The organism is Paenibacillus sp. FSL H8-0034 (assembly GCF_038000305.1).
Lineage (GTDB): Bacteria > Bacillota > Bacilli > Paenibacillales > NBRC-103111 > Paenibacillus_S.
Map to the genome: position 1 here is coordinate 2,348,195 of NZ_JBBOBS010000001.1, position 14,836 is coordinate 2,363,030.

13 protein-coding genes are annotated in these 14,836 nt (G+C 44.5%); 11 read left to right on the forward strand and 2 right to left on the reverse strand.

What is annotated here, in order from left to right; translation table 11 throughout:
- Nucleotides 1-104: 104 nt before the first annotated feature.
- The 8 genes from NST47_RS10660 to NST47_RS10695 all read left to right on the forward strand — a co-directional run bounded on the left by NST47_RS10660 (nucleotide 105) and on the right by NST47_RS10695 (nucleotide 7,385).
- Nucleotides 105-368, forward strand: a complete 264-nt coding sequence (locus NST47_RS10660) for an IreB family regulatory phosphoprotein (protein ID WP_076231688.1) — start codon at nucleotides 105-107, stop codon at nucleotides 366-368.
- A gap of 61 nt (nucleotides 369-429) precedes the next feature.
- Nucleotides 430-849: a Holliday junction resolvase RuvX gene (gene ruvX, locus NST47_RS10665; protein ID WP_341155112.1), complete on the forward strand. Its 420-nt coding sequence runs from the start codon at nucleotides 430-432 to the stop codon at nucleotides 847-849.
- Between the two features lie 5 nt (nucleotides 850-854).
- Nucleotides 855-1,166, forward strand: coding sequence for a DUF1292 domain-containing protein (locus tag NST47_RS10670; RefSeq protein ID WP_341155113.1), 312 nt, complete (start codon nucleotides 855-857; stop codon nucleotides 1,164-1,166).
- Nucleotides 1,167-1,193: 27 nt separating this feature from the next.
- Nucleotides 1,194-1,499: a DUF1292 domain-containing protein gene (locus NST47_RS10675; protein WP_341155114.1), complete on the forward strand. Its 306-nt coding sequence runs from the start codon at nucleotides 1,194-1,196 to the stop codon at nucleotides 1,497-1,499.
- Between the two features lie 57 nt (nucleotides 1,500-1,556).
- Nucleotides 1,557-2,669, forward strand: coding sequence for an endolytic transglycosylase MltG (mltG, locus tag NST47_RS10680; RefSeq protein WP_341155115.1), 1,113 nt, complete (start codon nucleotides 1,557-1,559; stop codon nucleotides 2,667-2,669).
- Nucleotides 2,670-2,695: 26 nt separating this feature from the next.
- Entirely contained in the window at nucleotides 2,696-3,625 is a 930-nt protein-coding gene (locus tag NST47_RS10685; RefSeq protein WP_341155116.1) for a peptidase U32 family protein, read from the forward strand.
- Nucleotides 3,626-3,658: 33 nt separating this feature from the next.
- Nucleotides 3,659-4,939, forward strand: coding sequence for a peptidase U32 family protein (locus NST47_RS10690; RefSeq protein WP_341155117.1), 1,281 nt, complete (start codon nucleotides 3,659-3,661; stop codon nucleotides 4,937-4,939).
- A gap of 340 nt (nucleotides 4,940-5,279) precedes the next feature.
- On the forward strand, nucleotides 5,280-7,385 hold the full coding sequence (locus NST47_RS10695) for a methyl-accepting chemotaxis protein (RefSeq protein WP_341155118.1): 2,106 nt from the start codon (nucleotides 5,280-5,282) through the stop codon (nucleotides 7,383-7,385).
- A gap of 71 nt (nucleotides 7,386-7,456) precedes the next feature.
- On the opposite strand, the gene NST47_RS10700 is transcribed toward NST47_RS10695, so the two are convergent.
- Together NST47_RS10700 and NST47_RS10705 are read right to left on the reverse strand one after the other, a co-directional pair.
- The gene (locus NST47_RS10700) at nucleotides 7,457-8,380 is read right to left on the reverse strand and encodes an NAD-dependent epimerase/dehydratase family protein (RefSeq protein WP_341155119.1); all 924 of its coding nucleotides are present in this window, start codon (nucleotides 8,378-8,380) and stop codon (nucleotides 7,457-7,459) included.
- A gap of 52 nt (nucleotides 8,381-8,432) precedes the next feature.
- Nucleotides 8,433-9,458, reverse strand: a complete 1,026-nt coding sequence (locus NST47_RS10705) for a metallophosphoesterase family protein (protein ID WP_341155120.1) — start codon at nucleotides 9,456-9,458, stop codon at nucleotides 8,433-8,435.
- A gap of 369 nt (nucleotides 9,459-9,827) precedes the next feature.
- Here NST47_RS10705 and NST47_RS10710 point away from each other — a divergent pair, with 369 nt between their 5' ends.
- The 3 genes from NST47_RS10710 (at nucleotide 9,828) to NST47_RS10720 (ending at nucleotide 14,809) form a co-directional block, all read left to right on the forward strand.
- Nucleotides 9,828-11,645 carry an APC family permease gene (locus NST47_RS10710; protein ID WP_341155121.1) on the forward strand — a complete coding sequence of 606 codons (1,818 nt, stop codon included), beginning with the start codon at nucleotides 9,828-9,830 and terminating at the stop codon, nucleotides 11,643-11,645.
- A gap of 87 nt (nucleotides 11,646-11,732) precedes the next feature.
- Nucleotides 11,733-14,321, forward strand: a complete 2,589-nt coding sequence (locus tag NST47_RS10715; RefSeq protein WP_341155122.1) for an ATP-binding protein — start codon at nucleotides 11,733-11,735, stop codon at nucleotides 14,319-14,321.
- On the forward strand, nucleotides 14,318-14,809 hold the full coding sequence (locus tag NST47_RS10720) for a chemotaxis protein CheX (RefSeq protein ID WP_341155123.1): 492 nt from the start codon (nucleotides 14,318-14,320) through the stop codon (nucleotides 14,807-14,809). The genes NST47_RS10715 and NST47_RS10720 overlap by 4 nt, the downstream gene beginning before the upstream one ends.
- Nucleotides 14,810-14,836 lie beyond the last annotated feature (27 nt).

Here is a 14,836-nt window from a genome sequence, read left to right on the forward strand (position 1 = left end):
ATTTGCACTGTCAAGAGGAATCTTTCGACAAATAGCGAATATCTAAGAAGGTAACGTGTTTTGTAAGCTACTATTCATCATTTTTGTTTCTAGGGGGTGTAGGGATGAGCTCGATGGATAAAACGATGAAGTTCAATGTGAAAGCGGAAGAAATCGAAACATCACCCAAGGAAGTTATATTGGCGGTATATGACGCGCTGCAGGAAAAAGGCTATAATCCGATTAATCAAATTGTAGGCTACCTTTTATCCGGCGACCCGGCTTATATTCCACGCCATAATAACGCTAGGAGCATCATTCGCAAGCGCGAACGTGACGAGTTGATTGAAGAGCTGGTCAGATCGTATTTGCAGCAGCATAAATCATAAGATGCAGGGCAGGAATTTTAAGATATGACTTGATTGCCTGCCGTTGGGAGTTTAGCATAAGATGGAACGTTTGATGGGTTTGGATTACGGAGACAAAACGATTGGTATCGCCCTTAGTGACGAATTGGGCTGGACAGCTCAAGGTCTTGAGGTCATCCGGAGAACAAGCTCAGAGAAAGATATGGCAAGACTTCGCGAATTGATTGCGCAGTACAACGTTCACGGACTTGTCGTAGGCTTGCCCAAGAATATGAACAATACCATAGGTCCTCGTGCAGAGCTGTGTATCGCTTTTGCTGAGTCACTGCGGGAAATTTTCGGATTACCCGTACATCTATGGGATGAGCGGCTGACAACGGCCTCTGCACAGCGTGTGCTGATTGATGCTGATGTCAGCCGCAAGAAAAGAAAGCAAGTCATCGATAAGATGGCAGCTGCGCTCATTTTGCAAAATTATATGGATTCCAATACGAAGAGGTGATTGGCGTGACTAAAGAAGAACAACTTCAAGAAGAAGAACCGGAAATTATTTATATCCCGGATGAAGAAGGTAATGAAGAAGAGTTTGAAGTCATTATGAAGTTCGAGGTTGACGGTTCCGATAAAAAGTACATGATGGTTGTGCCGGTCGACGCGGAAGAGGAATCCGATGAGGTGTATGCTTTCCGTTATGAAGAAGACGGAGACGACCTGCAGTTGTTTACGATCGATAACGAAGAAGAATGGAATATTGTCGAAGATACCTTTAATACATTGATGGATGAGGATGTCGAAGAGGAAGAAGAAGACTCCAATTAATTGAAATGACCACAGGAGGCGTTCTTTTTGTTCACATTAAAGGATGTAAAAATAATAAGTCAGTTGCGCAGCACCTACGGAGATGATATTATTTTGTATGATGATAATGAACAATCCGTTGTTTACAAGCTGCTTACTGAATTTCAGCTGGGTGATCAAGGCTATGCGGTTGTGAAGCAGGATCAGCCTGTTATCGGAGAACCTGAGGTTTTCCGGGTTACAACAGGTCCAGATGGAGAGCTTGAGCTGGAAACCATAGATGATGATGACGAATGGGAAAACGTGACTGAGCTGTATGATGAGATGACGTTTTCTGAGGATAGTGCGTTGTAAACAAGATGTTGGTTTCAAACGGAGTGAGCGGAGACAATCCGCTCTTTTTCGTTGTTTATGCGTACTTGGTCGAAAGGAGTAGTAGTGGCACCGTTTAGTAGAGTAAAAAAGATTGTAGTAACCTTAATTGTGATAGTTATAGTAGTAGTTGTATTAGCTTCGATAGGTTTGGGGTTGTATGTAAAGCAAGCCTTGCAGCCTGTTGCTGAATCCTCTCAGCCACAAAAAATTATGATCCCACCAGGCATGAATCCGAATTCCATTGCTGAGCTGTTGGAGCATCAAGGCTTGATTCGCAGCGCACGCGTTTTTACTTATTATTTGAAATATGTTCAACAGGGCAGTAAATTTCAGGCAGGTGAATATGAACTGCTTCCCGGCATGACCAACGATGCGATTATTGATACTTTTAATAAAGGTTTAACCGTTAAAGAGCAGGGGATCAAGCTTACCGTACCCGAGGGCTACACTGTAAGGCAGATCGCGGATAAGGTTCAGCAGCAATTTGGAACCGATCCGGCAGTATTCATAGAGAAGGCACAGCAGGACAGTCACTTTACGGCACAAGTATTCACGAAAATGGCAAATCAAGCACAGCTGAAAAGCAGGCTGGAGGGGTATTTGTTTCCTGAGACTTACGAATGGAGCAAAGACATTCAAGTGGAGGACATGCTCAATAATATGATGCTGGAGCTCGACAGGAAGCTTGATCAGCTACCGGACAACTGGCAGCAAGCGATGGCGGATCGTGGACAAAGCTTTCATGAGATGCTGACCATTGCTTCGTTGATTGAACGGGAGGCTGTATTGGATGAAGAGCGGCCGCTGGTCAGCGGCGTCATTCACAATCGATTGCGCAAGAAGATGGAGCTGCAAATCGATGCCACTGTTCAATACTTGTTTGATAAGCCCAAGGATCGATTATTTGAAAAGGATTTGCAAACGGAAAGTCCGTATAACACTTATTTGCATAAAGGCTTGCCACCCGGTCCTATTGCGAGCCCAAGCCTCTCGTCGATTAAAGCGGCGATATACCCGGCAGACAATAACTACCTGTATTATGTCACGAAAAAGGACGGCACCAAAGCGCATTACTTTGGGGAAACCTTTGATCAGCACCAAAAAAATATAGCGGTCAGCAAGAAAAACGAAAGTACGCTTAAAAAGTAATTTTTTTATTGAAGGGTGAGAGTACAATGAAAAAACCAGAACTGTACATTTCTGCCGGAACAGCAGAAGAAGCACGGCGTTATGTAGAGGCCGGAGCCGACGCGGTATCGGTCGGTGAGCATCGTTATGGCATGCGGTTATCTGGCGAGGTTCTGCTGGACGAATTAAGCGAGTTAATTCCCTGGTGCCATGAGCGTGGTGCGAAGGTATATGTGATGGTTAACAAAATTATCGATAACGAGATGCTTGCGCAGCTTCCGGATTATTTACAGCGTGTGCAGCAGCTGCAGGCTGATGCGGTTGTATTCGGCGATCCGGCCGTATTAATAGCAATGCGCCAGGCTGCACCGGGATTGCCGCTGCATTGGAATGCCGAAATGACTTCGACAAATTACGAAACAGCCAATTATTGGGGCTCCAAGGGATCGAAGCGGGTCGTATTGGCCCGGGAACTGAACATGGATGAAGCCCTTGAAATAAAAAGCAAGCTGCCGCACATGGAAGTACAGGTGCAGGTGCACGGGATTACAAATATATACCATTCCAAACGCAGCCTGGTAACCAATTACGAGGACCATCAGGGACGCGGACAAGGGGCATCCAAGGGGCTTGAGGATGGCCTGTTTCTGATCGAGCAGGAACGTAAGGATGAGCGTTATCCGCTGTACGAGGATGAGAATGGTACGCATATTATGAGCTCTGATGATATTTGTATGCTTGAAAACCTGCATGAGCTGGTTGAAGGTCATATTGATAGCCTGAAGATTGAAGGCTTATTAAAGTCACCTGAATACAACGAGGCTGTAATCAAAGGGTATCGCCTGGCGATTGATACCTTCTGTTCTGACCCGGACAACTATGTATTCGAAGAGCAATGGCTGGATGCAATTCGGGAGCTGCAGGACCCAAGACGTGAGCTGACGTTCGGCTTTTTCTTTAAAGAGCAAGTGTATTAAACTAGAATGGGATAGGAAAAAGGAGTGATCGTGATGACGTTGATACAGCAGCAGCTTCTTGGCAAGCGAGTACGCCTGGATAAACCGGAGCTATTGGCCCCGGCTGGTAATCTGGAAAAGCTGAAATTTGCCGTCCATTATGGAGCTGACGCCGTCTATATTGGGGGCCAGCAGTATGGACTGCGTTCCAATGCGGATAATTTTTCATTCGATGAGATGCGCGAAGGTGTGGAATTTGCCGAACGTTACGGGGCCAAAGTGTTCGTTGCTACCAATATTTATGCCCATAATGAAGATATCGAAGGGTTGGAAACCTATTTACGAGGTATTCAGGATGCTGGTGTAGCAGCGATTATTGTCGCGGACCCGGTCATTATAGAAACCTGTAAGCGGGTTGCTCCCAAGCTTGAAATACATTTGAGTACCCAGCAGTCGACGATGAACTGGCAGGCTGTGCAATTTTGGAAGGAAGAAGGCGTGGATCGTGTTGTGCTCGCGCGTGAAGCGAGTATGCAGGAAATTGAAGATATCAAGAAAAACGTCCATGTGGAGATTGAGATTTTCGTTCATGGCGCGATGTGCAGCTCCTATTCAGGGCGCTGTGTCTTATCCAACCATTTTACCGACCGGGATTCCAACCGCGGCGGCTGCTCGCAATCCTGTAGATGGAAATATGATTTGTTTACAACGGAGCAGGATCAGCAGGTCGGGATTAAGGAGCTTCCTTTATTTCAGGCTGAGGATGACGCCTTTTCGATGAGCTCCAAGGATTTATCAATGATCGAGCATATTCCTGAGCTGGTACGCTCAGGTGTAGATAGCTTCAAAATCGAAGGCCGGATGAAAAGCGTTCACTATGTGGCTACAGTCGTTAATGCATACCGTCAAGCGATCGATGCATATTTTGCTGATCCTGAACATTATGAGATGAAGCCTGAGTGGCTTTACGAAATCCAGAAGGCTGCCAATCGGCCTTTGAATACAGGATTTTTCTATGAGCACCCGGATCATGAAGACCATATTTTTGAGCCGGAGGATAAAGCAGCGCCTTATGATTTTGTAGGTGTAGTCACAGCCTATGATGCGGATAGCGGCATAGCGACCATTCAGCAGCGTAACCATTTTAAGCCGGGACAAGAGATTGAATTTTTTGGACCTACGGGAACCTTTTTCAAGCAAAACGTTCCTGCTATCTATGATGAATCGGGGCAAGAGCTCGATGCAGCGCGGCACCCTCTTCAATCGATCCGGATGAAGCTGGATCAGCCCGTTCAACCTATGGATATGATGCGTAAAAGAATGCGCAAAGCATAAAAACGGATAAAAGAAGCCTCTACCTCTTGGGGCTTTTTTTGTCTAGGGTCATAATACCCATGGACAGTAATGGAAAAAAGTAATATGATCCAAATGGTCGAAAAAAATGCAAAAATCGCCAAAAAATTTAAAAATGAAGCATATGGACTATTTTATTTCCAATGAAAGCGATTTATAAAAAGGAATTACAAAAACGATGTCGAATATCATTTCTAATGTTATTATGTCATCACTATGTGCAGAAGAAACTATATCAGATTAGGTGGTGGTTCCTTTGAAAGGAATACTGTCTGTGCTCAACGAATGGACAGCAAAAATCGGCAAATTCTTTAAAAATCTTATGTCAAAAAATGAATCCAACAAAGGAGCTTCGAGTTCACAGCATATGAAAAATTCGATGAGTGGTCTTCGTTTGGAAAATCCAATTAAATCCGTCGGTATGAAATTATTTTTAATTTTTCTCGTGAGCATTCTCTTTTTCGTATTGACGGTAGGATTCACGTCGTACAACATTTCCAAAGGTGTGATTCAGAAAAAGGTAGCAGATGCCTCTGAGCAGACGATCATTCAGGCAGGTCAAAAGCTGGATATCATGTACACGGTCTATGAGGATCTGTCGATGCAAATTTTGCTGGACGACGAGATGAAAAAGCTGCTTGTTGAGTCGGAAGCCGTTAATAAAGGAAGCTATGATTATTTGCAAATGCGCCAAAAAATCAGCGACAAATTAAACGTATATACATACTCGAACAAAACGATTAAAGCTTTGCATTTATTTCGTCCTACAGGTGAGCCTATCGCCGCATCGGGAGGCTCTACAAGCAAAGAAACTTTGATTCAGGAGCCGTGGTTCAAAAAAATTACCGATGACAACGGTCGTGCCACCTGGATCGAAACTAAAACCTCAGGCTTTGTAGATACATCCTCAGGAAGCAACACGGCGGCCTTTGCTCTTGGACGTGTATTGAAAAATACTTCTACGAACAGCACACAAGCGGTTCTGCTTATGGAAATTAACGTAGATGCTGTAGGAAAAGAATTAGCTGATATTCAAATGGGTGAAGGTGGACAAACCATTATTATTACCCCTGAAATGAATATAGCTTATGCTACCGATAAAGCTGCTATTGGCAAGCCGACCGTTTTGGATATCACTCCAGATATTCTGAAGGATGAGGCGCGCAGCGCGATGAATGGTAAAAAGGACTTGCAGCTGGTGTACTATAAATCGACCAAAACGGGATGGTACCTGTTGGGTGCGATGCCGATTGCCGAGCTTGTTAAGGATGCCAAGGCTATTTCCAATGTTACATGGATTATGGCACTCGTAGCAGCATTGATTGCTGTAGGTATCGGGATACTCGTAGCCAAAATGATCGGAAAGCCTGTGATTATGCTTCGTAACCTGATGAAAGAAGGGGAACAGGGGAATCTGACTGTTCGGATGAATGTTCAATCACAGGATGAGATCGGCCAATTGGGTCATAGCTTTAATCAGATGATGGAGAAAATTACCGTACTGGTTCAGCAAACCAATCGTTCGGCTCAAGAAGTATTAGAGACTGCAACCGAGTTATCGGATGCGTCCAAGAAAACGGCTACTTCCGCTAAGGAAATTGCGATTGCCACAGAAGAAATAGCCGGAGGAGCTTCAAGCTTGGCGGTTGAATCGGAACGTGGTAATGAGCTGACACATAGCATAGGCATGCAAATGAAGGCTGTTGTCAACTCCAATATTGTCATGGGTACAGCTGCAACAGACGTTCAGAAATCCAGTGAACAAGGTATTCAATACATGTCCGAGCTGATTCTGAAAACGAATGCTACCGAAGAAATGACCAGGAATATGGTTGAGAAAGTCGATAACCTGAAAGAAAGCACACGCTCGATCCGCAAAATTCTTGAAGTGTTGAGCAATGTGTCCAAGCAAACCAACATCCTGTCGCTAAACGCGACTATCGAAGCTGCTCGTGCGGGTGCTGCGGGTAAAGGCTTCATGGTTGTTGCTGACGAGATTCGCAAGCTTGCTGATCAATCCCGTCAATCAATTGCAATCGTTGGTCAAATCACCGAAACGATTCAAAAGGAAATTGATGAAACGGTTAAAGCTTTATCCAATGCATACCCAATTTTTCAAGAACAAATCTTGTCTGTAAAAGAAGCCGATTTGATCTTTAAGGAAGTACAGAATCATATGGGCGGATTTATTGGACAGCTATCCGAAGTAACAGAATCGATCAGCCAGCTTGATGCATCCCAATTGGTGCTTAATGATGCGATGACGAATGTCAGCGCAGTTGCAGAGGAATCCTCGGCAACGTCACAGGAAGTAGCATCGCTCAGCTCCGAGCAGTTGAACATTAGTTCCGGTTTGGTTCGCTTGTCTGACAAGCTTGAGCAGCTATCCAACTCCCTACAAGAGTCGCTTTCCAAATTTGATGTTTAATGAAAGCTGATGAAGGCATTCAGCAAAAAACCTCCAACCATTTTAAAATGGTTTGGAGGTTTTTCTCGTTTCTAAACTGTATAGGCAGCCTGATAATAATCGCACGTTTCCTGCAAGCCTTGCCGTAAAGTATAAACGGGTTCCCATCCGAGATGCTGCCTGGCTGCCGTGTTATCCAATCGACTGTGAAGAATATCGCCAGCGCGTGGCGATTCGAATTTAGGTGCATAAGGAGTATCACACAGCTCACACATCAACTGGAGCAGTTCGACAACAGTCGTTTGAACGTTCCAGCTGATATTGTAAATGCCACGGCTTCCATGTGTCAAAGCTGCCATATTAGCTCTAACAATATCTTTTACATAGATGAAGTCTCTCGTCTGATCCCCTTCACCGAAAATTAACGGCTGCTGTTTCTGCAGCAGCTTGTCCACGAATATGGATACGACTCCGCCTTCGCCTTTAGGATCCTGACGAATGCCATAGACATTTGCATAGCGCAGAATCGTATAATCCAATCCGAATAAAGAGGAGAAAGCTTCAATATAATGCTCAGGTGTGTGCTTCGAGATGCCATAGAATGAAAGTGGTTTTAGGGAATGACGTTCATCAACACCTAAATATTCAGGAGTGCCATAGACGGCTGCCGATGAGGCATAGATCAGCTTTCTTACGCCATGATTACGGCACTGCTCGAGTATGGCAATGGTGCCCAGGATATTAATTTTGGCATCAAGGAGCGGCTGTTTGAGAGAGGTCTGTACATCGATTTGCGCGGCGTGATGAATGACAATTTCCGGATGTATCGCTTCAAATAGTTGAGAGAGCTGTCCGTCCAATAAATCAGCCTTATAGAAGGTCGCCTGGGGGTTGATGTTGCTTGTTTTGCCTGTAGAGAGGTTATCGAGAATATGTACGTGATGTCCGTCCTCAATCAGCTGATCTACAATGTGGGAAGCGATGAAACCTGCGCCTCCTGTTACAAGAACATTCATGAGTAAACCTCCAATGATAAATTAGAAGAAATGTCAAAAAGAGCTATTGAAACTACTTTAGCAGAGGTACTGTCCAAGATGCATTGTCGATCCAGGTACGGTTGCTGAACTCCCGTCCTTTGATAACGACCTGGTGCGGATACACTTCAATATACATACCTTGAGCAAGTGATGACGTTTGTCCTGGCAATGTACTACGAGTACGTCCCACAGATGCATTGTTAAACCAATGGAAGGGGGTTTTCCAGTTATAGTGATCTTCGCTCTCAAAGCTTCTGTGTGTGTGTCCAGATATGACGAAAACATTTTTGTAGGGCTTCAAAATATCGGTAAATTCCTTCGCGCGGATCAATTGATGAGTTCGTCCATCTGTCCCAAGAGCAGGCAGCGGTTGATGAATAAATACGAGGGATGGTTTACCGTCCTCATGAGACTTCATAATATCGCGTAGCCAATTGAGCTGCTCGTCCGAGTACCAGGCTCCCTCGCCAACCTCAGGTCTTTCTTCTACATAAGCCTCCTGGGAGACCATAATCAAATGAACTCCGTTAATCCAGGCGTCGATATAAGGCTTGTTCCCATAAGCCCCATAAGCGAGAAAATTCTGGAACCGGGCACGGGACATGGCATCGGTCTTTCCGTTAGGTACAGTTTCTGTTGAAAATGTACCCTTGGCTGTAAGCCAAACATCGTAATAATCATGATTGCCCATGTTGCCATAAATTTGTGGCAGCTCGTATTGATTCAAAATCTTTTTGAGTAACAAATAATCGCTTAATCGCCCAAAATCAGTTAAATCCCCCCCAAGCACGATAGCATCGAGTTTTGTTTCCCAATTGGTAATATCTTGAAGTGCCAAGTGCAGTTTGTCTGACATGGATGATTCATTGATCGTGATATGTAGATCGCTAAGCACGAATAATGAAATTAAGGGTTCATTGGATACGGCTTCGATGAAGCCAGCGGTGGAATCTGCTGTTGTTTCTGCGTTGACAAAAGGTAGGGAGTTTGCAGCTCCGGCAGATAAGAAGCCTAAAGATAGTAAGCTTTTTTTGATAAAATTTCTGCGTGTTATCACAATCGTATCACCCAATCAGTCTAGGGCCTGTATGAAATCTGGTCTGACAGGTCACCCTAAAGTTTGTTTTATAATGAAGTTTCTCTTCTATTATAACTATCCGAGAGGATGATCTCAATCCAAACAGAAATCAAGTATAAATTAAACTTCCAAATATACGAGATAAACGGTTAATAAATGACGATATAGTTAGCGCGATCAGAATGAATACGTTCTTTTGAGCTTATTCAGCCTTAAAACCATATTAAACCTAATATTCAAGGAACTGCTGCGACTTTACGGTAGGAGCCTCGCGATTGTATTATACATCATGTGTGTATGTAACAGGTTTAAAACGAACCTATTCAGGGAGAAGAGGAAGTCAATCACATGGTAAGTAGAGTAAAACGTCTTTTTATTGGAAGGCCTATGAAATCAGAAGAGCTTGGTGAAGAAAAGCTAAGTAAGTTAAAGGCTTTGGCTGTATTGTCATCAGATGCTCTATCCTCGGTAGCTTATGGAACCGAACAAATTCTCCTCGTTCTCATGACAGTGGGGGTGGCTGCGCTATGGTATTCAATTCCCATTTCGGTGGCGGTTCTGGGACTGCTAACAATTCTGATTTTATCTTATCGGCAGACGATTTTTAATTATCCTGCAGGCGGAGGCGCTTATATTGTAGCCAAACATAATTTGGGTCTGTCAACGGGCTTAATGGCAGGTGGTTCTTTGCTTGTAGACTACATTTTAACAGTTGCGGTTAGTTCCTCTGCTGGCACGGACGCCATTACCTCAGCATTCCCCAGCCTTCATGACCATCGTGTATTGATTTCCTTGATTATGATTACGTTTTTGACAGTATTGAACCTGCGCGGCATTTCAGAGTCTGCTTCTGTGCTGGCTTTGCCGGTTTATTTGTTTGTTTGCTCAGTGTTTATATTGATTGTTTGCGGAATTTACAATTATATAACAGGCGGGGTCAGTGCGCCACAGCCGGTCTCTGGAATGACGATGTCGGGTGTCGGCCTGTTCCTGCTATTAAAGGCGTTCAGCTCCGGCTGCTCGGCGCTTACGGGGGTTGAGGCAGTGTCCAATGCAATCCCTAACTTCAAAAAGCCAGCTGAAAAAAATGCCGCCGCGACGCTTGTGATGATGGGTGTTATTCTCGGAAGCATGTTTATCGGAATCAGTCTGCTAGCTTACTGGTATGGGATTCAGCCAACAGAAAAAGAAACGGTTGTTTCACAAATAGCAGCATCTACCTTTGGCCGGGGAACGATTTATTACATCATTCAGGGTGTCACTGCCCTTATCTTGTTTTTAGCCGCAAATACGGCCTATTCAGCCTTTCCTCTGCTGGCCTTTATGCTGGCCAAGGATAAGTTTATGCCGCATATGTTCATGGTTCGCGGAGATCGGCTCGGATTTTCCAATGGTATTATTATATTGGGTGTTCTGTCTGCACTGCTCGTTATTGTATTTCACGGAAATACGGAAAATTTGATTCCGCTCTATGCGGTTGGTGTGTTTATTCCGTTTACTTTATCCCAGTTGGGTATGATGGTCAGATGGATCAAGCTCAAGCCGAACGGCTGGGCCCTGAAGCTGATCATTAATTCAATCGGGATGCTAACGACACTGGTCATTACTTTTATTTTTATCATAACGAAATTTAGTCAGGTGTGGATGGTATTTATCTTTTTGCCAGTCGTTATGTTTATTTTTTACAGCATTCACAAGCATTATCTGAATACGGCAGATGAGCTGAGAATTCAAATTGATATCGATAAGCCGGTTATCAAGGGAAGTACGATCGTGATCCCTGTTGCCGGCATTACCCGTGTAGTGCTCAATACGATTAGCTATGCCAAATCTTTAACGGATAATGTAGTGGCAGTGTATGTAGGCTTTGATGATGAAGAAATTCAGAAGATGGAGGCCAAATGGGAGGAATGGAATCCGGGTGTACGCCTTATTGTGTTACGGTCGCGCTACCGGAGTATTATGAAGCCATTGATCCGATTTATTGATACAGTGGAATGGAAAACAGCGGATACCGATCACATTACGGTGTTGATTCCGCAATTCATAACCAGGTATTGGTGGCAAAATATATTGCATAATCAAACAAGTTTATTGATCCGTGCGTACTTATTTCAACAAAAGGATATCGTAATCGCCACAGTTCCCTTTCATTTGAATCGGTAAGTCAACAATTGTCTTTTCATGGGTGAAAGAATCAGGTAACATGGAATTAAATGGTTCGCAGACATGTTGATGGGGGATATTTATATAATGAATCAAATTCACAAGCAGCGTTCTTTTATGAGAGAACTATTGATCTGGGTTGTGCTGCTTATAGTAGCTCCACTGGTTACCGTATCCATTCTTTTTTATCAACATGAAATGTCCGGAATGAACAAGATTGAGCAAGAGAAATCGATTCTAACGAATCAAACTGCTCAGAAGCTGGTCGAACGTCTGGGAGATACTATTCTCGGGATTACCGTTACAAACGGGTATTGGGAGGATAATCGACAAGCTGTACTGAATAATGACTTACGATGGATTCAGGACAATGTTGGTGTAGTACCTGATGTAGTGCCCAATATTGATTTTGTAGCGGAAACCGATTTACAAGGCAACGTGCTGGTGCAATCCGGGGATGTAGCAGAGTTGAAAACCAAGGTCTTGTATCCTTTTATTCTTAATAAATTTCAAAAGGAACCGAAGTTTTCCGGGATCGTAAATACGTCCAAGGGACTTGCCATTGTAGCTGTAGCTCCGATTACGAGTAATAAGGGAGAAGCGGCCCCCGTAGGTCTTGTCATATTTGGCAGACTGCTATCCGATGAAATTATAGTTGGCTTAAAGGATACGCTGCAAGCCGATATTGCGCTTCTCCTTAACTCTGGACAGTTTCTAACTTCTACAAAAGGGATCTCGACAGAGCGGCTGCATACTTACGTGGATACTATGAAAACAGATGGCGTGGAGCATTTCAATCTGGAGCGCCGCGGAGAGCTATTGGTTGCGCAATCTGCAGCGCCTTTGCTGGATATGGAAGGGAAAACTATCGGGGCGCTGTACGCAGAGCAGCCGACACGATCGACGACTGAAGCCGCCGACCGTCTTCGCATTCTCGGACTTTGCTCACTTGGCGGCATGCTGCTGCTGCTCGGGCTTGTTATTCTTATGGTACGACAGCGAATTATTTTGCCATTGCGTCATTTCACGTTAACGCTGGAGGAAGTTGCTGCCGGACGTACGGTTAAAGAGATGCCTAAGCATGTCCTGCATGCAGAAGCACAAATTGTCGGTGCCATTGATAAGATTATGCAGTGGAACCAGGTGCTGGAGCAAACGGTTGCCGAGCGAACGGCCTCGATTCGTTCCTTATTGGATAATGCGAGACAAGGGTTTATGTCGATTGGACCTGACCTTCGGGTGATGGGAGAACACAGTGTGGAGTGCACACGTATTTTTCAACAGGATATTGCCGGACAGCGACTGGGATCACTGTTCTATGCAGGTGATGAGCAGGAAGCGGCGCTTCTGGAATCGATCCTCGACGAATTTTATAATGAGCCGGATGAATGGAAGCGGGAATTAATTTTCTCGCTGCTGCCTGAAGAGGTTATCATACACGGTATGGTAGTCCAGGTGGAGTTCAAGTATTTGCCAGCTGCCGAATCGGCCGATATACAGTCGACTATTGGCGGGGCTATTATGGTCATGCTTACCGATATTACCGAAACCCGTCGACTGGAAGAGCAAATGAATCGTGAGCGCAAAAGACTGCAAATGGTCGTTCATGTGATCACACATTCTGAGGATTACGCGCAAATAACGAGAAGCTTTGAAACCTTTTGCAATACGGAGCTTGTTGAGCTCTCAAGTGGTAATGAATCGGTTGAGGATAAGCTGCTTGAGATTTACAAATCGATTCATACGTTCAAGGGCAGCTTTGCCTTGCTGCAATTTATGCATATCGTCCCTCAGCTCCATGAACTGGAATCGGAACTGATGGAGCTGCTTGAACGCGATGTTAAACCGACATGGGAGGAGCTTGAGCAATGGCTTCGCTCGTTGCGGTTAAATGAATGGCTGGACAAGGACAGCCAGCTTCTGAAGGAAGCTCTGGGTGATGCGACATCGGAGATGGGCATGGAATATGAAGTGAAATTGACGAGGGAACAGTGGCAGCACTTGGAACGAGAGTTAAGGATGAGGCTGACCCTGGCAGAGGACAAACTGTGGCTTGCTGAACTGAGGAAATGGCGCTTTAAGCCGTTAAAGGCTTTGATACAGCACTATCCGGCCTATTTATCGGAGCTGGCTGAACGTAACGGCCTCCTTTTGCATCCAATTGAGTTGAATGGAGCAGACATCCCTGTTGATCCGGATCGTTTGAATGGTTTGACGCAATCCCTTGTTCATATTGTAAGAAATATTGTTATTCACGGTATTGAGTCACCAGAGGAACGAGTCGAGCAAGGCAAGGATGAATATGCAACGGTCAGTTTTTCCATCGAGCAAGTTCAGAACGAGCTCACTTTGACGATTTCCGATAATGGTCGTGGCATTGATCTGGAAGCGGTAAGATTACGAGCGGAATCCAGAGGTCTGTTGCCTCCTTATAATGAAGCAATGCCGTTGTCGAACGAGCATATTGCCAATTTGATTTTCAAAGATCAGCTATCGACGACAAAACATACTACGGAATGGTCGGGTAGAGGAATTGGCTTATCGGCAGTAAAAGCGGAAGCTGAAAAGCTGGGTGGAACGGTTCGGGTATCCACGTCAAAAGGTAGCGGCACTGCATTTATCGTGAAGCTGCCATACGAAGATATTACGGGTGCAGAAAGGGTCGGATCACTGTGAATCATGAGGAGCAATATTTTCAAGCTTTTACTGCTAAATCGGCAGCTTATATAACTGGACTTGGAATTCCGGGCTTAAGGGATATTGAGGAGCAAGCAGAAGGATTATTTTTGGAGGATGTAACGGCCTTTATTCAGCTTAGTGGTGTCATTCAAGGCGGTGTTATACTTACTGTTGATCATTCATTGGCAGGCGCGTTGGCTCACAAATTTATGCTAGAGGATATTACTGAGGAAGAAGCGGCGCAATATGGGGTTGAGGTAGTCGCAGAAATAGCGAATGTGATTTCGGGAAATGCTTTGACAGACCGTGATGAACATGATATTTTTTTAGGAGCGCCCTTGGTGATCGTGACCAAAAAAGCGGAGCTGCGATCCAAATTCAGTAATTTTTTCGTGAAAAGATTCCAAACCGATTCAGGTAACTTCTATTGTATATATATCCCTTCACAAAATAAATCCGAGCTTGCTCGTATACTTGCAATATAATCTACCTATGTTTGGAGGATTCAAAGC

Excerpts from the sequence above, each read along its gene's own strand:
- NST47_RS10660 (WP_076231688.1), top strand. The coding sequence starts at position 105 with ATGAGCTCGATGGATAAAACGATGAAGTTCAATGTGAAAGCGGAAGAA.
- ruvX (WP_341155112.1), top strand. The coding sequence starts at position 430 with ATGGAACGTTTGATGGGTTTGGATTACGGAGACAAAACGATTGGTATC.
- mltG (WP_341155115.1), top strand. The coding sequence starts at position 1,557 with ATGCGTACTTGGTCGAAAGGAGTAGTAGTGGCACCGTTTAGTAGAGTA.
- NST47_RS10685 (WP_341155116.1), top strand. The coding sequence starts at position 2,696 with ATGAAAAAACCAGAACTGTACATTTCTGCCGGAACAGCAGAAGAAGCA.
- NST47_RS10690 (WP_341155117.1), top strand. The coding sequence starts at position 3,659 with ATGACGTTGATACAGCAGCAGCTTCTTGGCAAGCGAGTACGCCTGGAT.
- NST47_RS10695 (WP_341155118.1), top strand. The coding sequence starts at position 5,280 with ATGTCAAAAAATGAATCCAACAAAGGAGCTTCGAGTTCACAGCATATG.
- NST47_RS10700 (WP_341155119.1), bottom strand. The coding sequence starts at position 8,380 with ATGAATGTTCTTGTAACAGGAGGCGCAGGTTTCATCGCTTCCCACATT.
- NST47_RS10710 (WP_341155121.1), top strand. The coding sequence starts at position 9,828 with ATGGTAAGTAGAGTAAAACGTCTTTTTATTGGAAGGCCTATGAAATCA.
- NST47_RS10715 (WP_341155122.1), top strand. The coding sequence starts at position 11,733 with ATGAATCAAATTCACAAGCAGCGTTCTTTTATGAGAGAACTATTGATC.